Genomic DNA, 23573 nt, shown 5'->3' with positions numbered 1-23573 from the left:
AGATTAAGTTTAAGGGGTTAAATTATTCTGCTTTTAATCTTAACTGTTTCAGCACCTCTTGCGGATTTTGGAACTTATAAGTGATTTTATCGTCGTCTTTTGCCTTTTGAACGCCTTCTAGCAAGATCTTGTCTCCTGCTTTAATCCCATCGGCTACGATGTACAGGTCGGGCAGCTCGCCAGTTACTGTAATCGCCCTTGAGTGAACCACATTACGGTTATCCACCACAAAAACATAGGTTTTATCTTGGATGTCGTAAGTTGCTTTTTGAGGAATTACCAAGGCATTTTTGATAGGCACTACCATCTGTATCTTGCCGGTTTCGCCATTTCTCAGCAGATTATCGGTATTGTTAAACCTTGCCCTGAAGGCGATGTTTCCGGTTTCGTTGTCAAATTCGCTTTCAATCACCTCAACCTTGCCTTTTGATTTGAGCAATTGGTTGTTGGCCAAAAGCAGCCCAACATCTTGTGTGTTTTTTGCCTTTGCCGACGATTGGTAGCTCAGGTATTCAGGTTCAGAAACGTTGAAATATGCAAAAACCTGGCTGTTATCAGAAAGACTGGTCAACAAAGCGCCCTCATCAACCAAACTGCCCAGTTTTAAAGGAATACGATCAATCGTGCCATCAAATGGGGCCCTGATTTCGGTAAACGACAAATGAAGCTTGGCCAACGAGGTTTCGGCATTGGCCGATTGCAGTTTGGCCTTGGCCATCGCCAATTCGTTTTGCGAAACTACATTTTTGTCAGTCAGGAGTTTGGTATTTTGAAGCTCGATTTCGGCAGCCTGTTTTTCGGCCTGTGCCTTTAAAACTTCCGCCTGGAACAGCTTAGGCATAATCCTGAACAGCAACTGTCCGGCACGCACATGCTGGCCTTCATCTACATAAATGTTTTGCAAATAGCCTTTCTCTTGGGCCCTCACCTCAATGTTGCGAACAGATTTAATCTGCGAAACATACTCTTTAGTAAACGAAGTGTCGATTTGTAAGGGAGAGGTAACTGCGTAAGTAACAACTTCTTCTTTCTCTTCTTTTTTTGACGTACAACCTGTTACGTAAATCAAAGCACTCAAACCGAGGCATATGACGTTTCTTTTCATTGTTTTATTAGTTAATCTGATTTGTTTTCTTTCCTCATTCTGTAGGTCAATCTATTTTCGAGACCGGTAGGCTGTAATCAGATGCTACCTTTCCGTTTCAATAAATTAGAATTCCCTATCTGGTTAATATGGGGACGAAATAACTACAGATTTATGAAGTTATAATGAAGTTGAAATTCATATTATTAGGCCACCCTGATGCCACATGGCAATTTTATGACAAACAACACAAGGCAAAAAGTGTATGTTTTACACTAAGTTTGGGATTATAGCATTAAGTTTGACCGATAACAAAAAAAGCAATAGAAACTATTGCTTTTTTATGCGGTAATTAAGAAATTAATAATGAGCTTACTGGCTGTTTTTAACCAGCGAAATCATGGTATCTAATTCTCTCACAATTCCTTCGTCGGTTTCGGGAGCGCCAACTTTCTTGAAGCGGATATTGCCTTTGCCGTCAATGACAAACTTGGTAGGAATGCCAGGTACTTTGTAGGCTTCAACCACCTCAAATTCGTTGGGATTATTTTTGTTTTTAGAATCAAACAAGATGTTAAAGGTGTACTTTTTGGTGGCAAACCAGTCTTTGACCAGCTTTTCCCTTTCGTCGTCTCGTTCCCAGGTATTGACAAATAAAAACACCACACTGGGATCATCCTTATATTTATTGATGGCCAGTTGCATACCTGGAAACGAATTGAGACAAGGTCCGCACCAAGTAGCCCAAAAATCAACGATTACGGTTTTGCCTTTCAAACTAGCTAAGCTTACCTTTTCACCTTTTAGGTTGGTTAAGGTAAAAACCGGTGCAGGCATGTTGATCATTTCTTTGGCTAGCTTGGCTTCTTCTAGGGTACTAGCTTCTTTTTCCAACCCCGAATAATAAGCTTCGAATGGCGTAGCGCCTTGGTAAACGCTTTTCAGGTTTTCCTTGAGCTTTGCAGAAGAAACTCCAGCCTTAACAAATTGCTCAACATAAGCCTTAACCTGATCTGATTTTCCGTTTTTGATCAACAGGTCGATATACCTTTCATTAAGTTCTACGCTTTCATAATTGTTTTCTTTGACGGCAACCGTTACCATGGCAAGCGCTTCCGCATCCCTGCCCGCAGCAGCCAACAAAGCCGCGTAGGTATTTTTATAGGATTCATAAAAGCCACGCCTGACTTTTAAATAACCTGCTTGAGTATAGTAATAATCCTTGAAGTACTCGGGCATTTCCTCCTGCATAACCATTTCCATCAAATCCAATGATTTTTTAGAAAGCCCCAGGGCAAAATCGAGGTCTTTTTTGGTGCTGATGCTCTGCGCAGCAAAAGAGTTATAAAACATAGCCCGGGTATCCTTTAATGGATTCATATCGATAAATTCTTCCACTTTTTGGCTATTTTTTGTACTGATAAACGCTATGCCCATCCGGTTAATGGCACCGCCAATCTTAGCCAAGTCGGCGCTCTTGTTCAGGTCGAGCTTGAAATCGGCAATGGCCTTTTTAAAAGCCGCTTCCTTCTGATAGGCATCTGCCTGTAGACTGAAAACACTGTCGAGCGTAAATTTTAGTGCTACCGTACTTAGCGGATATTTGGTTCTGATTAATTTATTTACCGAATCTTGAGCTTTCTTATCCTTCAAAAAAGCATAAAGGGAAACCATTTGGTTGAGATTCTTTTCAGAATTGCCGCGTTTGGCATAAATGCCGATGTATTGTCTGGCCATTTCGTTCGCCTTGGCATTGTTGAGCAAACCCTGCGAAACCAAGTATTCGTTTAGGTATTTCTCCTTGAGCGTGCGATCGGCTTGGAAAGCCTTCTCATAGCGATCAAAAGCCTTGGCATTGTCTGTTTTAAGCTTAACCAACCTGTTGCCAAGTCCGGCGTACAAGTAGCCTTCTATCAAAAGTGACATTGGCGTTGCTGTCCCGTTTCGGTAAAATTTGGTGAAGTAGCCTGCCGGATTTTCGTCAATCGTTTCGCCAACATAAAAAACAAGCAGTGCCAAATGCGTAGATTCTGTAGGCGTGAAAGTGCCTTTGTAGCTGTCACCGATCTTCTCCAGATTAACGGCTATGCGTTTGGGGTTGTCGATATCCGTAAACGCCTTGGCTACACATTTGATGTCGGAGTACTGCCCCAGCGTGCCACCCTTGGGATGGTATTCGAAGCTTATCGGCTTCCCTATTTCGGGGTTTAGACTGGAAAATTTCAAGGTTTGCGCCTGTACCTTCGCGAGCAAAGCAAAAATCATAAAAAATAAGGCTACTGTTTTTTTCATCATAAATCTAATTAACAAAACTAAAAAATTAGTTAAAAACTAAAACTATAGTTATTGTTTTGCATTTCCAAATATTCGTTGTAATAATTTGTTAAACCGTAGTCTAATCAATTGGGGAACGATTTTTGAAGATCGACTGCTAACCATGGAAAACTACGAGAAACAGATCAGGTACGAACTGCAATTTTGGGAGCTAGAGCTCATGAAAAAGCCCTCTCTATGGGGCAATTTGGCGACAAAAGCACAGACCAAGATCAACAACTATATTCCAGCCAAAGTACACAAAGCGATTACCGTTACCATTAAGCAAATGGTGAAGGCTGTACTTTTCGGTTCTACCTACACTACCACCAAAATGCCTGTGCCCGAAATAAGCTTGTTGCACCGAGAGGCCCTGGTCAAAGCGAAAATAGATTCGTATAGCAAAACCGGCGCGGCGGAAGGCGGCATTACCGGCGCAGGAGGCTTTTTAATGAGCATGGCCGATTTCCCCATCCTGATCGGCATTAAAATCAAATTGCTCTTCGAAATTGCTTCGCTGTACGGTTTCGATGTAAAAGATTATCGCGAGCGGCTCTACATCCTGCATATTTTTCAATTGGCTTTTTCGAGTAAAAGAGGTGCCCAGCATATCTTCAAGCAGATGCAGCACTGGGAAAACAAATTGATTATCCTGCCCGAAAGCGCCGACCAGCTCAACTGGCAGACCTTTCAGCAAGAATACCGCGACTATATTGATTTGGCCAAAATGGCACAATTGCTTCCTGTAGTTGGGGCCGCGGTTGGTGCGGTAGCCAATTACCAGTTGCTCCAAAAGCTAGGCAAAACAGCCATGATGGCTTATCGGATGAGGGTGTTGGATAAAGGAGTTGAAGGTGGGAGGTGGGAGGTGGAAGGTTAAAAGTTAAAGGTAGTGAGTTCTAAGTGTTAAGTGGATGATCAATGGCCACCAAGGATGAACCATAGATTATTGCCCATGAACGATCAACTTTAGACCATTAGCCATGAACCTGCAATCTCCCAACTCCTGACTTCCGTATCTAAACTCCCGACTAGTCCTCTTCCTCAAAAAAATTGTCGAGCAATTCGTCGGTTTCCCGTCTGTCTTTTTTAGTTGGGCGGCCCGTTCCCCTATCGCGTTTGAGGCTTGGCGCATGAAATACCGATTTAAAGGCATGGGTTTCTTCAACCGGCGTGAGGTCCTTATATTTGGTTACGGCAATTTTGGCATCGGTACGGTTATATGAAAGCTCAACCACTTCGATGATTTTCTTTTCTATGCCTTTAGATACCTGGTAAACATCGCCCACCTTTACAATGGCCGAGGGTTTGATATTCTGTCCGTTGAGCTTGATACGCCCTGCCTTGCAGGCATCGGTAGCCAGGCTACGTGTTTTGAACAGCCTAATGGCCCACAAATATTTGTCTATTCTTAATTTCTCTTCCATAAACGTTCAAAAATACGCAAACCGCGCAACGAACAATTGCCCAGAACAAAAAATATAAATCCGTTGTTAGCTCCTTGCATTTAAGCGACGGTTGTATTGGGCGAAAATCAAAATTAAACCAACGAAAACAATGTTCAATACATAAAATTGATTTATTTTGTAAAAAATTTAAAAACAGCCATGATTGGAGAATTAAAAAAGTTAGTAGAAGCCGCTTGGGAAGATAGATCTTTATTAGCCTATAATAACTATTGCGAAGCGATAGAAGAAGTAATTTTAAGATTAGACAAAGGCGAATTGCGCGTTGCAGAGCCTGTTTTAAATAGCTGGGGAATTAACGAATGGATCAAGAAAGCCGTGATCCTGTATTTCCCAATCAAGGAAATGAAAGAAATTAAGGTTGGCCCTTTTGTTTTCCACGACAAAATGGAGCTGAAAACCAACTATAAAGAAAGCGGCGTACGCGTAGTCCCTCATGGCATTGCCCGTTATGGCGCCTACTTGGCCAAAGGCGTGATCATGATGCCTTCTTACGTAAACATTGGCGCTTATGTAGACGAGGGTACCATGGTTGATACCTGGGCAACCGTAGGCTCATGTGCCCAAATTGGCAAACGCGTACACTTAAGCGGTGGCGTTGGGATTGGCGGTGTTTTAGAGCCGGTACAGGCCGCACCTGTTATTATTGAAGACGATTGCTTTATCGGTTCGAGAGCCATTGTGGTTGAAGGCGTTCGCGTAGAGAAAGAAGCCGTATTGGGAGCTAACGTAGTCTTAACTGCATCGACCAAAATTATTGACGTAACCGGCGAAAAACCGGTTGAACACAAAGGCGTAGTTCCGGCACGTTCGGTTGTAATTCCAGGCTCTTACACCAAAAAATTCCCAGCTGGCGAATTTCAGGTTCCATGCGCCTTGATCATTGGCAAACGCAAGGAATCAACCGATAAAAAGACTTCGCTTAATGACGCATTAAGGGAAAATAATGTAGCCGTATAAAATTGTTGGAAGGTTGAAAGGTTGAGCAGGGTAACGTTCCAACTTTTCAGCCTTTAAACGCTACAACAATCGAATGAGAATTGGATACGATGGCAAACGGGCAGCCAATAACCAAACCGGCCTCGGCAATTATAGCCGTTCGCTAATTGAACATTTGGCGCAGCAGTTTCCTGAAAACCAATATTTTGTCTATACGCCAAAAATCAAGGAGAAACTGCACAAGCTGCCTTTGTTTTCGAGCAGCAACGTCCATTTGGAATTACCCCAAAAAGGGAGTTCCAGGTTGTTCTGGCGCAGTTTGGGCATCAAAGAACAATTGGTAAAAGACCAGCTTGATCTTTTTCATGGCCTCAGCCACGAAATCCCCTTTGGCCTACCAAAAACAGGCATCAAAAGCATTGTAACCATGCACGACCTGATTTTTTTGCGCCTGCCCCAATACTACAAGCTTATAGACCGGCAGCTTTACAGGTTTAAAAGCCAATATGCCTGTAAACATGCCAACCGTATTATTGCCATCAGCGAGAAAACCAAACAGGACATTGTTGAGCTTTACCAGATCAGCCCTAACCGGATAGACGTAGTTTACCAAAGCTGCGACGACAGTTTTAAGGTAGCGGTAAATGACGACCTTAAAGCGGAGGTTACGCAAACCTATCAGCTACCCGAAAAGTACATCTTGAACGTAGGAACCATCGAAGGCCGCAAAAACCTGTTGCAATTGGTTCGCGCCCTGCCAACAGTTAACCCAATTTACAAGCTCGTTGTCATTGGCCGGCCAACGGCTTACGCCAAATTGGTAGAACAGGAAATAAGCAAGCTTGGATTAACCGAGCGGATAATTTTCTTAAAAAACGTGCCTTTTAGCCATTTACCAGCTATTTATCGGTTGGCGAGCCTGTTTGTATTGCCTTCTTATTACGAGGGCTTTGGCATCCCGATTATCGAAGCGCTTTACAGTCAGGTACCCGTCATAGCCGCTACAGGCTCTTGCCTGGAAGAAGCCGGTGGCCCGTTCAGCAAATATGTATCGCCAGACGATGTAAATGCCTTGGCCAAAGCCATTAATCAAGTGCTGGCCGATGAAAAACTACAGGCCGACATGAAAACCAAAGGCCTGCAGTACGTACAGCGTTTTAACAACGATATCGTAAACGAACAATTGATGAACTGTTACCTTAAAACCCTTGCCCCATGAGCTGTGTAGTTGTTTTTCCGCTGTATCAAGTGCCCAGTTCGTTAGAATTGGCATTTTTGGAAAACGGCTTGAGGCTAACCCAAGGCCATAAACAGGTTATTGTCGCCCCAGAGGGCCTGCAGATAGACGAGGCTTACGGGCAACTGCAACAACTGGAAGTGAAGCGTTTTGCCAAACATTTCTTTGAAGGCATTAGCGGCTACAATCAGCTGTTACTTTCCAAGGCTTTTTACAAGGCCTTTGCTTTGTTCGATTATATCCTGATCCACCAGGCAGATGTCTATCTTTTTAAGGACGAACTCAAGCTATGGTGCGAAAAAAACTACGATTATATAGGCGCACCCTGGTTCAGGCCCGACAAATTGAACAGAAACGGCTTGTTTAACTTTTGGCAGCAACTTAAACTGGTGTTTAAAAAGAATAAGCTTTATGGCCAACGCTACAATAAGGTAGGCAACGGAGGCTTGTCGCTGCGTAAGGTGCAGGCCGCTTTGCAGGTATTAGACCAAGTTGATGCGGCTGTGCTCAAACCTTACACCCACACCGAAGGCGACGCTTTTAACGAAGATATATTCTGGTCGCTGGAAGCGCCGAAAATCAAAACCGGCTTCCGTATTCCCGACTGGCAGGAAGCCATGCATTTTGCGGTAGAGTTCCATCCCGAAATAGCCTATCGACAGCTTGGGCAAACCCTGCCTTTCGGTTGCCATGCGCCACTCAAGCATAATCCAGAATTTTGGCGTAAATTTATCCCAGAAATGAATGCACATGCTTAAAGAAGAAATCAACAAGGCTTTGGCCGTGCTCAAAGAAGGCGGCGTAATCCTTTACCCAACAGATACCATTTGGGGTTTGGGCTGCGATGCTACCAACGAAGCCGCCGTAGCCAAAATATACGACATCAAAGGCCGGTCGGCCGACAAAAGCCTTATTGTGCTTTTAGATACCGACAACAAGCTGCCGAGCTATGTAAATGAAATTCCAGACGTGGCTTACCAGCTCATTGAGTATGCCGAAAACCCGCTGACCATCATCTTTTCAGGTGCCAAGAACTTAGCCAAGAATGTAATCAACGCCGATGGTTCTGTAGGCATTAGGGTGGTGAAGAACGAATTCTGCGAACAGCTGCTCCAGCGTTTCCGCAAACCGATTGTTTCTACTTCGGCCAATATCAGCGGCCAGCCCTCGCCACAGTTCTTCGACCAGATCAGCGAAGAAGTGAAAGCGGCAGTAGACCTGATTGTAGACATTGACCAGGACGACCGCACCGTTAAAAAACCTTCAACCATTATAAAATTAGGTCCATCGGGCCAATATGAATTGATAAGAAAGTAATTTTATTACTTTTGTAGCCGGATTACGTCGCCTAACCAATATTGGGTTTTCTCAAGCTGTTTATCAGTCTAGCCGACGAATTCGTTTTGATATGCAAGAGCACCTACAAAATCCCATATTCAAGGTATTGGCGCAAACCGTGGCGCAAACCCAAACAGAAGCTTATGTTATTGGCGGTTTTGTTCGCGACTTGTTCTTAAACCGTCCATCCAAAGACATCGACATTGTGGTGCTCGGCAATGGCATCGAGTTTGCCGAAAAAGTGGGGCTGCACCTGGGTACCAAAGTAGCCGTTTTTAAGAACTTCGGTACCGCCATGCTCAAATACAACGATTTGGAAATCGAATTTGTAGGCGCCAGGAAAGAATCCTATCGGGCCAATTCGCGCAAGCCCATCGTAGAGAACGGCACTTTGGAAGACGACCAATTGCGCAGGGATTTTACCATCAACGCTTTGGCCATTTCCCTCAATCCAGCAACTTATGGCAGCTTGGTTGATCCTTTTGCTGGCCTGGCCGATCTGGAGCACAAGCTGATCCGCACCCCTCTCGATCCTGAAATTACTTTTTCAGACGATCCATTGCGCATGATGCGGGCCATCCGTTTTGCTACGCAATTAGGTTTTAGCATAGACGAAACCGCCATACAGGCCATCAAAAGCCAAAAAGAAAGAATCAGCATTGTTTCTAAAGAGCGGATAACCGACGAACTGAATAAGATCATCTTAGCCAAACAACCTTCTATTGGCTTTAATTATTTGTTCGATACCGGTCTCTTGCACCTCATTTTTCCGCAAATGGCCAATCTATATGGCGTAGAAATCATTAGAGGCAAAGGCCATAAAGACAATTTTTACCACACTTTGCAGGTACTCGACAATATTTGCGAAACTTCCGACGACTTATGGCTACGCTGGGCCGCCATTTTGCACGACATTGCCAAACCAGCCACCAAGCGCTTCGAAGAAGGCCACGGCTGGACTTTTCATGGCCACGAAGACAAAGGTGCCCGTATGGTGCCCCAAATATTTGCACAGCTTAAACTGCCACTCAACGAAAAGATGAAGTTTGTGCAGAAACTGGTACAGCTGCACCTGCGCCCGATTGTACTGGCACAGGAAAAAGTAACCGATTCGGCCGTTAGGCGGTTGCTTTTCGAAGCCGGCGAAGAAATAGAAAGCCTCATGTTGTTGTGCAATGCCGATGTAACCACCAAGAACGAATACAAAATCAAGAAATACCGCAACAACTTCGAGCTGGTTAAGCAAAAGCTAAAAGATGTTGAAGAGCGCGATCAACTGCGTAATTGGCAGCCGCCAATTTCGGGCAACGACATTATGGAAACCTTTGGTTTGGCTGCCGGTCGCGAAGTGGGCCTGCTCAAAAATGCCATCAGGGAAGCCATTCTAGAAGGCGAAATCAAAAACAGCTACGAAGAAGCATTTCATTTTATGCTCGAAAAAGCCAAGGAATTAGGCTTGGTCCAAGTGGTCAAACCATAAACTACCTGCAAACAAAAAGACCCGGATCTAAGTCCAGGCCTTTTCAGCGTCTTTAATTCATCAGGCCCAGGTCGGGGAAAAGGAATAAAATGCCTTCTGGAAAATTGCCGCTAACCGATTTTACCTTTCCTTTCAGTTCTGGATAAAAATCGCCGGTATAGTAGGTAATTTCGGCTTGGCCAACGGATTTCAGCTTGCCCTTGATCTCGGGATAAAAATCGCCCGTATAATAGCTGATGGCAATATTGCCCACAGATTTCAATCTGCCTTTGATTTCCGGATAGAAATCGCCGGTATAATAAGTTACTTCGGTTTTGCCGATCGATTTGAGGCGGCCCTTCAGCTCCGGATAGAAATCGCCGGTGTAATAAACAATTGCTGTTTTGCCGATTGATTTGAGCCTGCCCTTAATTTCAGGATAAAAATCGCCGGTATAATAGGTAATCTCGGTAGGACCAACAGATTTAACCTTTCCCTTTATTTCGGGATAGAAGTCGCCGGTATAGTAAGTGATCTCGGTATCGCCGATAGATTTGATCTTGCCTTTGATTTCAGGGTAAAAATCGCCGGTGTAATAGGTGATATCGGTATGGCCAACCGTCTTAAACCTTCCATTCAGGATAGCGAAAACGTTATTGTAGTAGTCTATTTCGTTCCTGTCGACCGAAACCTGCGCACTCGCCGGCAAAAGCCAGCCCATCAGCAGCAAGGCCATGAGGGTCCTTGCATAAGGCATCAGTAAATGCCTTTTTTTGAATTGTAGATTTTTCATTTGTGTGTATTTGTGTGTAACCAAGTATAAATATTCTTACCGAAGAAAGCAAGTACAGTTGTGCCAAAAATTAAAATAGTTGTAAGAAAAAGTTCGATTTTAATCTATTTGGCCAAACCTAGGTAGAAGTACGCTCTTAAAATTATTTTTTATTTCTTAATTTTACAGCCAGAAACAGAACAGCGCAATGGCAATTTATAGATTTAGAATTTCTTTTGAGGATTTTGACGACATCGTAAGAGAAATCGACATTAAAACCACTCAAACTTTTGAAGATTTGCATAGGGCAATCCACCGCTCTACAGGTTATAACGCCGATAAATCATCTTCTTTTTACGTAAGTACCGACAACTGGATTAAGGGAGAGGAAATTGCCATCCTGCCTAACCAGCGCAAAATAGACAATGGCGTTAAATTGATGGAAAACTCTAAACTGAGCAGCTTTATCGATGATCCGCACCAAAAGTTCTATTACATTTACAATTTCGAGCGCCCTTACGATTTCCATGTGGAGCTGATCAAGATCATTTTGGAAAACGATCCAAACATCGAATATCCCTTCTTGGTTAAGAGCATCGGAGAAGCGCCTAAAATTATTGATAAGACCAATGTTGGAAGCTTTGCGGCCAGCAGTACATCTTCTGGCGACTTCGACTTTTTGAACGAAATGGATTTTGTGCCCGAAGATGCCGAAGAACTGGAAGCCATGGGGGGCAGAGGCATCAACGCCGAGGAAGTTGACGAAGAAGAAGAGGAGAGCGAAGATGAAAACGACGAGTTCTCTAGTGGCGACGATTACGAAGACGACTACGGCCACAGCGATAAAGACGATTATTAACCAAATTTGGTTAATTCTTTGATTTGGGGCACCTTCATGCCAATCGAAGACCGTAATCCTAAAACCCAAAATGAACAAGCCCATGCCACAAAAGACCTTAATTGTTGTAGTAGGGCCAACTGCCATAGGTAAAACCGCCTTGGCCATTCAATTGGCCAAGCATTACCAAATCGAAATCATTTCGGCTGATTCGCGGCAGTTTTTTAGGGAAATGCATATCGGCACGGCCAAGCCTTCCATAGAGGAACTGGCCGAAGCACCCCATCATTTTATCGATTCGCATTCGGTAAGCACGCTTTTCAGCACCGGCGATTTTGAAACAGAAGCGCTCCGCTTAATGGAAACACTTTTCCAAAAACACGACCAGCTGATTATGGTTGGGGGCTCAGGACTATACATCGATGCCATTTGCAAGGGCCTAGACGAAATGCCGGAAATCGATTTAGCTATTCGCACACAACTGAACCAGCAATTTGCCAACGAAGGCATCGAGCCCATCAGAAAGCAATTGCAGAAGCTCGATCCCGAATATTATGAAAAGGTAGACCAATCAAATCCGCAACGCATGATCAGGGGTTTGGAAGTGGTGCTCTCTACCGGAAAAAAGCTCAGTTCGATGCTCACCGCCACTAAAAAGCAAAGACCATTTAACATTATCAAAATAGGCTTAAACACTGACCGGGCCTTATTGTATGAGCGCATCAACCATCGGGTTGATTTGATGATGCAGGCCGGCTTGTTGGAAGAAGTCAAAAGCCTAGTTCCCTATCGCCAGTACAACGCCCTCAACACGGTAGGCTATTCGGAACTGTTCGACTACCTAGATGGCAAAACAGATTTGGAGCAGGCTGTAGCCATGATCAAGCAAAACACACGCAGGTTTGCCAAACGTCAATTGACCTGGTTCAGGCGCGACGAAGACACGACCTGGTTTGAGCCTGATGAACTAGAAAGAATAATTTCTTTTATAGAGGGAAAAATCAGCTAATTGGCAAACACACCAATTAGCCAACCTGATTAAGCCTGCGCCGTAGGCCCGCCAAAGTTCATCGGAAAGCCCGGAGGCTCTTCTTGGGTCTTGATACGGCCATTAATGGCTTCGAATTTCTCAACGTTATCCTGCATGGCCTGTAGCAGCCTTTTGGTATGCTCTGGGGTAAGGATAATCCTCGATTTTACTTTTGCCTTTGGCACGCCTGGCATTACACGGATAAAATCCAATACAAACTCGGTGTTAGAGTGGGTAATGATGGCCAGGTTAGAAAAAATACCTTCTGCAATTTCTTCAGAAAGCTCTATGTTCAGTTGATTTTCGTTTTGTTGCTCTTCCATAAAACAAAGCTAATAGTTTGCACGAGCTTACAAGCAATTATTTTAACAATTGAATAAACGATTTATTAGATAAAACCCTTCTCAACTTTTCATTAACAAGCCTATCTCATTCAATACTCGAATTTCAGTTAGGGTGCGTAGTAGTATTTGATTTTTGAAGTTACCTTTCCAGCACTTGAAAAAGTTGCTTCTGTAGGATAGCCTAAAGAATTATAGTTTCTGGCAATCGTGGACGTGCTTGTTGAGCCATCTGGATTTATGGTCGTTTCTCCCAAAGAATTGTTCTTGCACCTTGCAAATAAAAATCCAATCGTTTCCAATTCATCGGCACGGTCGTAAAATTGATTGTGTTTATTATCGTATAGAGGATTCTGGTAGACGTAAGTTCGCACACCACTTTCATTCATTTTTAACTCTGTTACATTTTCTCCGCTCCATACATACTCAAATGTTGTAGAATTGCGGACCCACTTGGTTCTCCTGTTATTGTTGTCGTACTCAAAAGTATTTACATTGGTCACCACATTTGGCGCATTGCCGTATTTCATAACTTCGGTCTGCCTGGTTCTTCTTCCCTGCCCATCATATTCAAAACTGAACGTTGATGTAATATTGTCAAAGTTGTAAGTTTTTGCTATCCCCGATAACCTACCACCTGCATCGTAGGTCAATACAAATCGGCCATCGCCACCTACCGCAGTACTTATTTGGTTGTTTGGGTTGTAGGTAAACTCCCATAGCGTTGTTTCTGCTCCGGTTGTCAGATCTACGTTTATGATTTTAGTTAGTTTTTTATTAGCCTGTTCTTCGGGTTTCGGATCTTTTTTGTTACAGGAAACCAAGGTCAGCAACAAAAGAAAAGGCAGAAGCTTCGGGTATAAGAGGCGCATAATTGGTTAGATTTTGAGCCAAATATAGCCAAAAAACTTGCTGTTTAACCGAGCGCCAAACAAAAAAGTCCCTCCGGTTGGGGAGGGACTTTGATTAGAAATATGCGAATTGATTAAGCTTCTACTTCTTCTTGTTTCGAAGCCAACAATTTATCGTATTCTTCTTGCGAACCTACAATGATACGCTCGTAGCCACGTACGCCAGTACCTGAAGGGATCAAGTGACCAACAATTACGTTTTCTTTCAAGCCTAGCATGTTATCGCGTTTACCTGCGATAGCCGCTTCATTCAGTACTTTAGTAGTTTCCTGGAACGATGCCGCAGAGATAAACGATTTGGTTCCCAACGATGCACGGGTAATACCTTGCAGGATTGAACTTGCGGTTGCCGGTTTGGCATCGCGCACTTCAACTTGTTTCATGTCTTTGCGTTTCAATTGAGAGTTTTCGTCTCTTAGCTTACGCAATGAAATGATCTGGCCTGGTTTTACTGCAGTCGAGTCGCCGGCTTCTACCACTACTTTTTTGTCGTAGATTTCGTCGTTCTCTTCCATGAAGTCCCAACGGTCTACCGAGTCGTTTTCTAAGAAACGGGTATCTCCTGGATCTTCAATGTGTACTTTCTGCATCATTTGGTGTACGATAACCTCAAAGTGCTTATCGTTGATTTTCACCCCTTGCAAACGGTAAACCTCTTGGATACCATTTACCAGGTATTCCTGTACCGCTGCCGGTCCTTTGATGGCTAGAATATCAGCTGGAGAAATCGATCCGTCAGATAATGGCATACCTGCTTTCACGAAGTCGTTATCCTGTACCAAAATGTGTTTTGATAGTGGCACCAGGTATTTTTTAACTTCTCCATCTTTCGATTCGATGGTAATCTCGCGGTTACCACGTTTCACGCCACCTAAGGTTACCACACCATCAATCTCGGTTACTACCGCAGGGTTAGATGGGTTACGTGCTTCGAACAACTCGGTTACACGTGGCAAACCACCCGTAATATCTCGGGTTTTACCAGTAGCACGAGGGATTTTTGCCAAGATTTGACCTGGTTGGATTCCTTCGCCTTCGTCAACCGAAATGTGTGCACCTACCGGAATGTTGTAAGCTCTTACCAAATCGCCTTTTTTGTCAACCACACGGATGGAAGGGTTTTTGGTTTTATCGCGGGTATCGATAATTACTTTCTCGCGGTGACCGGTTTGCTCGTCAGACTCTTCACGGAAGGTTACCCCCTCAACGATGGCTTCGAACTCGATCTTACCTGCAAATTCAGAGATAATTACCGCGTTATATGGATCCCATGAGCAGATCTTGTCGCCTTTGGCAATGGTATCGCCTTCTTTTACGTACAAGAATGCACCGTAAGGAATGTTATTGCTCACAATTACTTTATTGGTACCTGGTTCTACGATTTTGAACTCGCCCGAACGGCCCAACACGATATCGATTTTACCATCTTCTGTTACCGTTTCTACCGTACGTAGGTTCTCGAACTCGATTACGCCATCAAATTTGGCATTGAGTTGAGATTCGGCCGCAATGTTAGATGCGGTACCACCCACGTGGAAAGTACGAAGTGTTAACTGTGTACCCGGCTCACCGATCGACTGTGCGGCAATTACACCTACAGCCTCGCCGGTTTGAACACGTTTGCCAGAAGCCAAGTTACGGCCATAGCAAAGGGCACAAACACCGCGTTTGTTTTCGCAGGTTAATACCGAACGGATTTCGATGCCTTCTAACGGAGACTCTTCGATTGCTTTCGCAACGTCTTCGTTGATATCTTCGCCAGCACCAACCAATAACTCGCCGTTTAGCGGGTTAAATACATCGTGCAGCGAAGTACGGCCCAAAATTCTTTCATATAATGGTTCCACAATATCCTCGTTGTCTTTCAAGGCTGTAGTATACATCCCTCTCAACGTACCGCAGTCAACTGCGTTAACGATCATATCTTGGGCAACATCGTGCAAACGACGGGTCAGGTAACCCGCATCAGCTGTTTTCAAGGCCGTATCCGCCAAACCTTTACGGGCACCGTGGGTAGAGATAAAGTACTCTAATACAGATAAACCTTCTTTAAAGTTTGAAAGGATCGGGTTTTCGATAATCTCGCCACCAGAACCTGATTTTTGTGGTTTCGCCATCAATCCCCTCATCCCTGCCAACTGACGGATCTGCTCTTTAGAACCACGGGCTCCAGAGTCAAGCATCATATAAACAGAGTTGAAACCTTGGTTATCGTTGGCCAGCTGCGTCATTACAAACGTAGTTAAACGGTTGTTGATACGGGTCCAGATATCGATAATTTGGTTGTAGCGTTCGTTGTTGGTAATGAAACCCATGTTATAGTTGTTTCTTACCTCTTCAACTTCGGCAGCGGCTTGTTCCAATAGCGCATGTTTCTCTACAGGAATGTTTACGTCTTGTAAGTTGAACGATAAACCGCCTCTAAATGCCATTTGGAAACCTAGTTCTTTGATGTCATCCAAGAACCTGGCCGAACGGGCCATACCAGTCATTTTTACTACTTCACCAATGATATCCCTTAAAGATTTCTTGGTTAATAGTTCGTTGATATAACCTACTTCTTCTGGTACCAATTGGTTAAACAATACCCTACCAACCGTAGTTTCTGTTAATTTGTTAACGATGGTGCCATCCTCTTGTTTTACGTTCACTTTTACCTTGATAAAAGCGTGCAAATCAACTTTTTTCTCGTTGTAGGCAATAATTACCTCTTCTGGAGAATAGAATGACGAATCTTGGCCCTTCACTACACGTGAAGCATCGGTTCTACGGCCTTTAGTAATGTAATAAAGACCCAAAACCATATCTTGCGAAGGTACTGTAATCGGTGTACCGTTTGCAGGGTTCAAGATGTTGTGCGCCGCTAACATGAGTACTTGGGCTTCCAAAATTGCAGCATTACCCAACGGTAAGTGAACTGCCATCTGGTCACCGTCAAAATCCGCGTTGAAGGCGGTACAAACTAACGGGTGCAATTGGATCGCTTTACCTTCAACCAATTTAGGCTGGAAAGACTGGATACCCAATCTGTGCAACGTAGGTGCACGGTTAAGCAATACCGGGTGTCCTTTCAATACGTTTTCGAGGATATCCCATACCAATGGATCTTTTCTATCTACGATTTTCTTGGCTGATTTTACTGTTTTAACCACACCTCTTTCAATCATCTTGCGAATAATGAACGGTTTGAATAATTCAGCAGCCATATCTTTTGGCAAACCGCATTCGTGTAATTTAAGGTTTGGACCTACAACAATTACCGAACGGGCAGAGTAATCTACACGTTTACCCAATAAGTTCTGACGGAAACGACCTTGTTTACCTTTCAAGATGTCTGAAAGCGATTTCAAGGCACGGTTACCTTCGGTTTTAACCGCATTAACCTTACGCGAGTTATCGAACAACGAATCTACAGCTTCCTGCAACATACGTTTTTCGTTACGCAAGATTACCTCAGGTGCTTTGATCTCGATCAAACGTTTTAAACGGTTGTTACGGATAATTACACGACGATACAAATCGTTCAAATCTGAAGTAGCGAAACGGCCACCTTCTAATGGCACCAACGGACGCAACTCTGGCGGAATAACCGGAACGATCTTGATGATCATCCACTCCGGGTTGTTCTCGATACGGGTTTGCGAACCACGGAAAGCTTCTACAACTTGAAGACGTTTTAAAGCCTCGTTTTTACGTTGCTGCGAAGTTTCATTAGCCGCCTGGTGACGCAAATCGTAAGACAAAGTATCTAAGTCAATACGTTTCAATAAGTCTTCTAAGGCTTCGGCACCCATTTTGGCAACGAATTTATTAGGGTCTTTATCGTCAAGGTATTGGTTTTCTTTAGGCAGCTTGTCCAAGATGTCCAAATACTCTTCTTCGGTTAGGAAATCCATGTACTGGATGCCTTGCTCAGCCATTAAACCTGCTTGGATTACTACATAACGCTCGTAGTAAATGATCAAGTCCAGTCTTTTGGTTGGCAAACCTAAAAGGTATCCGATTTTGTTAGGCAATGAGCGGAAATACCAGATATGCGCTACAGGAACCACCAAATTGATGTGGCCCATACGCTCTCTACGCACTTTTTTCTCGGTTACCTCAACGCCGCAACGGTCGCAAACAATACCTTTATAACGGATACGTTTGTACTTGCCACAGTGGCATTCGTAATCTTTTACCGGACCAAAAATACGCTCGCAAAACAAACCATCGCGTTCAGGCTTGTAGGTACGGTAGTTAATGGTCTCAGGTTTTAACACCTCACCACTTGAGCGCTCCAAGATATTCTCGGGCGATGCCAAGCTAATGGTAATCGAGGTGAAATTGCTTTTTAATTTATTATCCTTTTTGTAAGACATATTTCTTTCTTTAATGATTGAAGGATTGAGTGATTGAATGAGTAAATAACAGACGCCATTCACTCATTCACTCATTCTTTCATTCTATTAGTCTAACGTAATATCCAAACCTAAGCCGCGAAGCTCGTGTACCAATACGTTGAACGATTCTGGTACGCCAGGCGTTGGCAGGTTTTCGCCTTTAACAATGGCTTCGTAAGTTTTGGCCCTTCCAATTACATCATCAGACTTCACAGTCAGGATTTCTTGAAGGATATTAGCGGCACCAAATGCCTCTAGTGCCCAAACCTCCATCTCACCAAAACGCTGACCACCGAACTGGGCTTTACCACCCAATGGCTGTTGCGTAATCAAGGAGTATGGTCCGATAGAACGTGCGTGCATCTTATCATCAACCATGTGACCCAGTTTGAGCATATAGATGATACCTACTGTAGTCGGCTGATCGAATTTCTCGCCTGTTAAACCATTGTTCAAGTAAGTTCTACCCGAAGCCGGAATGCCTGCTTTGGCAATCCACTCTTCTACCTCATCGTGCTTGGCACCATCGAAGATTGGGGTTGCAAATTTAACGCCCAATTCTTTACCGGCCCAGGCCAATACGGTTTCGTAGATCTGGCCCAAGTTCATACGTGAAGGTACGCCCAGTGGGTTCAACACGATATCAACCGGTGTTCCGTCGTCTAAGAATGGCATATCCTCGTCGCGTACGATACGGGCCACAATACCCTTGTTACCGTGACGGCCTGCCATCTTATCACCTACTTTTAATTTACGTTTTTTAGCTACATAAACTTTCGCCATCTGAACAATTCCCGAAGGGAGCTCATCGCCCACGCTTACTGCAAATTTGTCGCGTTTATAAGCACCTAATTCTTCGTTTACGCGGATGCCGTAGTTATGCAACAACATTTTGATCTGGTCATTTTTGTCGTCATCAGTAGTCCATTTGTATGGATTGATGTGCGCATACTCTAGGTCGGCCAAAATCTTTTGGGTAAACTTAGCACCTTTAGCTACCAATAGTTCTTTGTATACGTTGAATACACCTTGCGATGTTTTGCCGTTTACAATTTGGAACAACTTGTCAACTAACTCGTTTTTAAGGTTCTCTACAGCTAAATTGTATTTCTTATCTAGTTTCTCAATGGCTGATTTTTCCTCTGCTTTAGTGGTTTTCTTAGCTCTTGAGAACAATTTGGTATCAATTACCACACCTTTGATCGAAGGTGGTGTTTTTAACGAAGCATCTTTCACGTCGCCGGCTTTATCGCCGAAAATGGCGCGAAGCAATTTCTCTTCTGGCGAAGGATCAGACTCTCCTTTTGGCGTAATTTTACCAATTAGGATATCGCCTTCTTTCACTTCGGCACCGATACGGATAATACCGTTTTCGTCTAGATCTTTGGTCGCTTCTTCCGATACGTTAGGGATATCTGGTGTCAATTCCTCTTCTCCACGTTTGGTATCGCGTACCTCCAATTCAAACTCTTCGATATGCAATGAGGTAAAGATATCGTCTCTCACAATACGCTCGTTGATTACGATCGCATCCTCAAAGTTATATCCTTGCCAAGGCATGAAAGCTACTTTCAAGTTTCTTCCCAAGGCCAATTCGCCGTTTTCGGTGGCATAACCTTCGCAAAGCACTTGACCTTTGGTTACTTTCTGGCCTTTTTTAACAATCGGCTTCAAGTTGATACAAGTATTTTGGTTGGTTTTTTTGAACTTGGTTAGTCTATATGTTTTGCTATCGCCTTCAAATGAAACCAAACGATCTGACTCGTTTCTTACATATTTGATGGTGATTTCGTTGGCATCTACATATTCAACCACACCCTCGCCCTCTGCATTGATCAGGGTTCTCGAGTCGCGTGCTACGCGGCCTTCCAATCCTGTACCTACAATTGGCGCTTCAGGACGCAACAATGGCACCGCTTGGCGCTGCATGTTCGATCCCATCAAAGCCCTGTTCGCATCATCGTGCTCCAAGAAAGGAATCAACGATGCCGCAATCGAGGTAATCTGGTTTGGTGCAATGTCCATCAAGTCTAATTTCTCAGGCTCGATAATCGGGAAGTCACCTTCGTAACGGGCTTTAACGCGAGGGGTGGTAAAGTTACCTTTATCATCATACTCGGCGTTGGCCTGTGCAATGGTTTTACCGTCTTCGTCTTCTGCCGACAGGTAAATTACGTCTTCGTCAACTGCTACCACACCTTCAACTACTTTTTTGTAAGGCGTTTCGATGAAACCCAGGTTGTTGATTTTGGCGTGAACACACAAAGACGAAATCAAACCGATGTTTGGTCCCTCTGGTGTTTCGATGGTACACAAACGACCGTAGTGCGTATAGTGAACGTCACGAACCTCGAAACCTGCACGTTCGCGGGATAGACCGCCTGGACCTAAGGCCGACAGACGACGTTTGTGCGTAATCTCTGCCAAAGGATTGGTTTGGTCCATGAACTGCGAAAGCTGGTTGGTACCAAAGAACGAGTTGATCACCGACGATAAAGTACGGGCATTGATCAAGTCTGTTGGTGTAAACACCTCGTTGTCGCGGATGTTCATACGCTCGCGGATCGTTCTGGCCATACGGGCCAAACCTACACCAAACTGTGCGTACAATTGCTCACCTACGGTACGTACACGACGGTTAGACAAGTGATCGATATCATCCACCTCTTCTTTAGAGTTGATTAATTTGATCAAATACTTAACAATCGCAATGATGTCGTCTTTGGTTAAAACCTTAACGTCATCAGGCGTATCCATTTTCAGCTTGCGGTTGATGCGGTATCTGCCTACATCGCCCAGGTCATAACGTTTATCCGAGAAGAACAAACGTTCGATGATACCTCTTGCTGTTTCCTCATCAGGTGGTTCTGCGTTACGCAAAGCACGATAGATGTTCTCCACAGCCTCTTTTTCAGAGTTTGAAGTATCTTTTTGTAAGGTATTATATATAATGGTATAATCGGCTTGAGAGGCACCATCGTCTTTTGACAAGATAATGGTTTTTACGCCTGCATCAATGATCATATCGATATGGTCGTCTTCTAAAACGGTATCCCTGTCTAAGATCACTTCGTTACGGTCAATCGAAACCACCTCACCTGTATCCTCGTCTACGAAATCTTCAACCCATTTTCTTAAAACCCTTGCTGCCAATTTACGCCCGATAAATTTCTTCAAGCCAGATTTGCTCACTTTTACTTCGTCAGCTAAATCGAAAAGCTCCAAGATGTCTTTATCAGAATCGTAACCGATGGCACGCAACAAGGTGGTTACCGGGAACTTTTTCTTACGGTCGATATAGGCGTACATCACGTTGTTAACGTCTGTAGCGAACTCGATCCAAGAACCTTTGAAAGGAATCACACGGGCAGAGTACAACTTGGTACCGTTGGTGTGGCGGCTTTGGCCGAAGAACACACCTGGCGACCTGTGGAGCTGAGATACGATAACGCGCTCGGCACCATTGATCACGAAGGTACCTTTGGGAGTCATATAAGGAATGGTTCCCAGGTATACGTCCTGAATGATGGTTTCAAAATCCTCGTGTTCTGCATCGTTACAAGAAAGCTTCAGCTTTGCCTTCAACGGAACACTGTAAGTTAACCCACGATCAATACATTCTGGAATGTCATAACGCGGCGGGTCAATAAAATAATCTAAGAATTCAAGAACAAAGATGTTCCTTGAATCTGTAATCGGGAAATTCTCAGCGAATACCTTAAACAAACCTTCGGTGTGACGGTTGTCTGAAGTAGTTTCGATCTGAAAAAATTCTTTAAATGATTGCAACTGCACATCCAGAAAATCTGGATAATCTATGATATGCTTACTACGTGCAAAATTTACTCTTTGGTCGACTTTATTTGCCAAGGGACTAAATTTAATTTAGTTTAAGAATAAACTATTAGTTTGGTTTGCTTTCGGGAACACCTGCACCAACCAAACAAGATGCAATGTTCATAAACAGGAATAGACTCCGACTTAATAGTCGGAGTCTTTTCTTAAAGGTTTATTGAAATTAAGTGATTACTTAATCTCAACTGTAGCTCCAGCTTCTTCTAATTGTTTTTTCAAAGCTTCAGCCTCGTCTTTAGCAACACCAGCTTTCAATTCTTTAGGTGCACCGTCAACTAGGTCTTTAGCTTCTTTCAAGCCTAGGCCAGTTAGGTCTTTTACCAATTTAACAACTGCTAATTTTTGACCACCAGCATCTTTCAAGATTACATCAAATGATGTTTTCTCTTCAGCTGCAGGAGCATCAGAACCACCAGCTGCAGGACCAGCAATAGCTACAGCTGCTGCTGCAGGCTCAATACCATACTCGTCTTTTAAGATTTGAGCTAACTCATTAACTTCTTTAACTGTTAAGTTTACTAATTGCTCAGCAAACGCTTTTAAATCTGCCATTTTATAGATTTTTAAAAATTTTACTTAATGATTTTAATTTATAACGATTTTCTAAAGGACTTCGTTAACCTTCTCTTTCTTGTAGTGTTTTAACTATACCTGCAAGTTTGCCTCCGCTCGATTTCAATGCCGAGATTACGTTTTTAGCTGGTGATTGCAATAGACCAACGATATCTCCGATCAATTCTTCTCTCGACTTGATGGTGATTAGTGAATCCAATTGGTTATCGCCAACATAAATCGCCGACTCGATGTAAGCTGCTTTAAGCACTGGCTTGTCAGATGTTTTTCTCAAGGCTTTGATCAGCTTAGCTGGACCATTACCTACTTTTGAGAACAACAAGGCCGACTGGCCTTTTAATGCCGGGAATATCTCAGATGCATCGCCTTCCAATCCTTCGATCGCAATTTTGATCAAAGTATTCTTGGCAACTTTCATTTCGATACCGTTCTCGAAACATTTGCGACGGATGTTATTTACATTTTCAACAGATAAGCTTGAGGTATCAGCAATGTAAAAATTGCCAAACTCCTGCATTTTCTCTTGAAGAGCTAAAACTACTTCTTGTTTTTCTTCTCTGTTCATAATTAGATCCCCGCTACTGATTTAGTTTCGATTGCAATTCCAGGACTCATTGTAGAAGACACGTGAATGCTTTTAAAATAAGTTCCTTTTGCAGCAGAAGGCTTTAATTTTGAAATGGTTTGAAGTACTTCTAACGCATTTTCATATATTTTCTCTGCTGAGAATGATACTTTTCCTATCGAAGCATGGATGATACCAGTTTTGTCAACTTTAAAATCAATCTTACCGCCTTTTACATCAGTAACAGCTTTACCAACTTCGTTGGTTACTGTACCCGACTTAGGGTTTGGCATCAGGTTACGTGGACCTAAAACACGGCCCAGTTTACCTACTTTTGCCATACAAGCAGGAGTAGTGATAATAATGTCAACATCTGTCCAACCACCTTCAATCTCTGTCTCTTATACACATCTAAAAAGGGGGGGGGGGGGGGGGGGGGGGGGGGGGGGGGGGGGGGGGGGGGGGGGGGG

At 43.6% G+C, this 23573-nt stretch carries 18 protein-coding genes and 1 pseudogene; 8 read left to right on the top strand and 11 right to left on the bottom strand.

Features of this window, described 5'->3' with window-relative positions; all coding sequences use genetic code 11:
• Nucleotides 1–22: 22 nt before the first annotated feature.
• Together JHD69_RS08855 and JHD69_RS08850 are read right to left on the bottom strand one after the other, a co-directional pair.
• Nucleotides 23–1105, bottom strand: coding sequence for an efflux RND transporter periplasmic adaptor subunit (locus JHD69_RS08855; RefSeq protein ID WP_199139439.1), 1083 nt, complete (start codon nt 1103–1105; stop codon nt 23–25).
• 351 nt (nt 1106–1456) lie between these two features.
• On the bottom strand, nt 1457–3376 hold the full coding sequence (locus JHD69_RS08850) for a TlpA family protein disulfide reductase (RefSeq protein ID WP_199139437.1): 1920 nt from the start codon (nt 3374–3376) through the stop codon (nt 1457–1459).
• Between the two features lie 145 nt (nt 3377–3521).
• On the opposite strand from JHD69_RS08850, the gene JHD69_RS08845 reads away from it, so the two are divergent.
• Nucleotides 3522–4277 (top strand): EcsC family protein, encoded by a 756-nt coding sequence (locus JHD69_RS08845; RefSeq protein WP_199139435.1) that lies wholly within the window; start codon nt 3522–3524, stop codon nt 4275–4277.
• 151 nt (nt 4278–4428) lie between these two features.
• Here JHD69_RS08845 and JHD69_RS08840 read toward each other — a convergent pair whose 3' ends face one another.
• Entirely contained in the window at nt 4429–4824 is a 396-nt protein-coding gene (locus JHD69_RS08840) for an RNA-binding S4 domain-containing protein (RefSeq protein ID WP_199139433.1), read from the bottom strand.
• A gap of 180 nt (nt 4825–5004) precedes the next feature.
• Between JHD69_RS08840 and JHD69_RS08835 the strand changes: the two genes are divergently transcribed.
• The 5 genes from JHD69_RS08835 (at nt 5005) to JHD69_RS08815 (ending at nt 9857) form a co-directional block, all read left to right on the top strand.
• Nucleotides 5005–5823 (top strand): 2,3,4,5-tetrahydropyridine-2,6-dicarboxylate N-succinyltransferase, encoded by an 819-nt coding sequence (locus JHD69_RS08835; RefSeq protein WP_199139431.1) that lies wholly within the window; start codon nt 5005–5007, stop codon nt 5821–5823.
• 73 nt (nt 5824–5896) lie between these two features.
• Nucleotides 5897–7021, top strand: a complete 1125-nt coding sequence (locus JHD69_RS08830; RefSeq protein ID WP_199139429.1) for a glycosyltransferase family 4 protein — start codon at nt 5897–5899, stop codon at nt 7019–7021.
• On the top strand, nt 7018–7797 hold the full coding sequence (locus tag JHD69_RS08825; protein ID WP_199139427.1) for a DUF5672 family protein: 780 nt from the start codon (nt 7018–7020) through the stop codon (nt 7795–7797). The genes JHD69_RS08830 and JHD69_RS08825 overlap by 4 nt, the downstream gene beginning before the upstream one ends.
• Nucleotides 7790–8356 carry an L-threonylcarbamoyladenylate synthase gene (locus JHD69_RS08820; protein ID WP_199139425.1) on the top strand — a complete coding sequence of 189 codons (567 nt, stop codon included), beginning with the start codon at nt 7790–7792 and terminating at the stop codon, nt 8354–8356. Before JHD69_RS08825 ends, JHD69_RS08820 begins: the two co-directional genes overlap by 8 nt.
• Nucleotides 8357–8447: 91 nt before the next feature.
• Nucleotides 8448–9857 carry a CCA tRNA nucleotidyltransferase gene (locus JHD69_RS08815; protein ID WP_199139423.1) on the top strand — a complete coding sequence of 470 codons (1410 nt, stop codon included), beginning with the start codon at nt 8448–8450 and terminating at the stop codon, nt 9855–9857.
• 52 nt (nt 9858–9909) lie between these two features.
• Here the strand turns inward: JHD69_RS08815 and JHD69_RS08810 are convergent, their stop codons facing one another.
• Nucleotides 9910–10629 carry a hypothetical protein gene (locus JHD69_RS08810; protein ID WP_199139421.1) on the bottom strand — a complete coding sequence of 240 codons (720 nt, stop codon included), beginning with the start codon at nt 10627–10629 and terminating at the stop codon, nt 9910–9912.
• 187 nt (nt 10630–10816) lie between these two features.
• On the opposite strand from JHD69_RS08810, the gene JHD69_RS08805 reads away from it, so the two are divergent.
• The gene (locus JHD69_RS08805; RefSeq protein ID WP_199139419.1) at nt 10817–11467 is read left to right on the top strand and encodes an IS1096 element passenger TnpR family protein; all 651 of its coding nucleotides are present in this window, start codon (nt 10817–10819) and stop codon (nt 11465–11467) included.
• A 70-nt stretch (nt 11468–11537) separates the two neighbouring features.
• Nucleotides 11538–12455: a tRNA (adenosine(37)-N6)-dimethylallyltransferase MiaA gene (miaA, locus tag JHD69_RS08800; RefSeq protein WP_233165799.1), complete on the top strand. Its 918-nt coding sequence runs from the start codon at nt 11538–11540 to the stop codon at nt 12453–12455.
• A gap of 29 nt (nt 12456–12484) precedes the next feature.
• Here miaA and JHD69_RS08795 read toward each other — a convergent pair whose 3' ends face one another.
• The 7 genes and pseudogenes from JHD69_RS08795 to JHD69_RS08765 form a co-directional block, all read right to left on the bottom strand.
• Nucleotides 12485–12799 carry a DUF3467 domain-containing protein gene (locus JHD69_RS08795; RefSeq protein ID WP_199139417.1) on the bottom strand — a complete coding sequence of 105 codons (315 nt, stop codon included), beginning with the start codon at nt 12797–12799 and terminating at the stop codon, nt 12485–12487.
• Nucleotides 12800–12927: 128 nt separating this feature from the next.
• Entirely contained in the window at nt 12928–13689 is a 762-nt protein-coding gene (locus JHD69_RS08790) for a hypothetical protein (RefSeq protein WP_199139415.1), read from the bottom strand.
• Nucleotides 13690–13802: 113 nt separating this feature from the next.
• The gene (gene rpoC, locus JHD69_RS08785; protein ID WP_199139413.1) at nt 13803–18089 is read right to left on the bottom strand and encodes a DNA-directed RNA polymerase subunit beta'; all 4287 of its coding nucleotides are present in this window, start codon (nt 18087–18089) and stop codon (nt 13803–13805) included.
• Nucleotides 18090–18176: 87 nt separating this feature from the next.
• A complete protein-coding gene (gene rpoB / locus JHD69_RS08780) occupies nt 18177–21980 on the bottom strand; it encodes a DNA-directed RNA polymerase subunit beta (RefSeq protein ID WP_199139411.1) in 3804 nt (1267 codons plus the stop codon).
• 156 nt (nt 21981–22136) lie between these two features.
• On the bottom strand, nt 22137–22517 hold the full coding sequence (gene rplL, locus JHD69_RS08775) for a 50S ribosomal protein L7/L12 (protein WP_199139409.1): 381 nt from the start codon (nt 22515–22517) through the stop codon (nt 22137–22139).
• Nucleotides 22518–22581: 64 nt separating this feature from the next.
• Nucleotides 22582–23103 (bottom strand): 50S ribosomal protein L10, encoded by a 522-nt coding sequence (gene rplJ / locus JHD69_RS08770; RefSeq protein ID WP_199139407.1) that lies wholly within the window; start codon nt 23101–23103, stop codon nt 22582–22584.
• Nucleotides 23104–23105: 2 nt separating this feature from the next.
• Nucleotides 23106–23498: pseudogene (locus tag JHD69_RS08765) on the bottom strand (50S ribosomal protein L1); the annotation flags it as partial.
• Nucleotides 23499–23573: the final 75 nt, after the last annotated feature.

Source organism: Pedobacter sp. ASV12, assembly GCF_016429155.1.
Taxonomy (GTDB): Bacteria; Bacteroidota; Bacteroidia; order Sphingobacteriales; family Sphingobacteriaceae; genus Pedobacter.
The sequence above is the reverse complement of the archived record's forward strand: the minus strand, read 5'-3'. Positions and strand labels throughout refer to the sequence as shown.

Bases quoted from the DNA above. Each gene is read 5' to 3' on its own strand.
- miaA (WP_233165799.1), top strand. From the start codon at position 11,538: ATGAACAAGCCCATGCCACAAAAGACCTTAATTGTTGTAGTAGGGCCA.
- JHD69_RS08840 (WP_199139433.1), bottom strand. From the start codon at position 4,824: ATGGAAGAGAAATTAAGAATAGACAAATATTTGTGGGCCATTAGGCTG.
- JHD69_RS08790 (WP_199139415.1), bottom strand. From the start codon at position 13,689: ATGCGCCTCTTATACCCGAAGCTTCTGCCTTTTCTTTTGTTGCTGACC.
- JHD69_RS08825 (WP_199139427.1), top strand. From the start codon at position 7,018: ATGAGCTGTGTAGTTGTTTTTCCGCTGTATCAAGTGCCCAGTTCGTTA.
- JHD69_RS08810 (WP_199139421.1), bottom strand. From the start codon at position 10,629: ATGAAAAATCTACAATTCAAAAAAAGGCATTTACTGATGCCTTATGCA.
- JHD69_RS08805 (WP_199139419.1), top strand. From the start codon at position 10,817: ATGGCAATTTATAGATTTAGAATTTCTTTTGAGGATTTTGACGACATC.
- JHD69_RS08855 (WP_199139439.1), bottom strand. From the start codon at position 1,105: ATGAAAAGAAACGTCATATGCCTCGGTTTGAGTGCTTTGATTTACGTA.
- rpoC (WP_199139413.1), bottom strand. From the start codon at position 18,089: ATGTCTTACAAAAAGGATAATAAATTAAAAAGCAATTTCACCTCGATT.
- rplJ (WP_199139407.1), bottom strand. From the start codon at position 23,103: ATGAACAGAGAAGAAAAACAAGAAGTAGTTTTAGCTCTTCAAGAGAAA.
- JHD69_RS08850 (WP_199139437.1), bottom strand. From the start codon at position 3,376: ATGAAAAAAACAGTAGCCTTATTTTTTATGATTTTTGCTTTGCTCGCG.
- JHD69_RS08830 (WP_199139429.1), top strand. From the start codon at position 5,897: ATGAGAATTGGATACGATGGCAAACGGGCAGCCAATAACCAAACCGGC.
- JHD69_RS08845 (WP_199139435.1), top strand. From the start codon at position 3,522: ATGGAAAACTACGAGAAACAGATCAGGTACGAACTGCAATTTTGGGAG.
- rplL (WP_199139409.1), bottom strand. From the start codon at position 22,517: ATGGCAGATTTAAAAGCGTTTGCTGAGCAATTAGTAAACTTAACAGTT.
- JHD69_RS08820 (WP_199139425.1), top strand. From the start codon at position 7,790: ATGCTTAAAGAAGAAATCAACAAGGCTTTGGCCGTGCTCAAAGAAGGC.
- JHD69_RS08795 (WP_199139417.1), bottom strand. From the start codon at position 12,799: ATGGAAGAGCAACAAAACGAAAATCAACTGAACATAGAGCTTTCTGAA.
- JHD69_RS08815 (WP_199139423.1), top strand. From the start codon at position 8,448: ATGCAAGAGCACCTACAAAATCCCATATTCAAGGTATTGGCGCAAACC.
- JHD69_RS08835 (WP_199139431.1), top strand. From the start codon at position 5,005: ATGATTGGAGAATTAAAAAAGTTAGTAGAAGCCGCTTGGGAAGATAGA.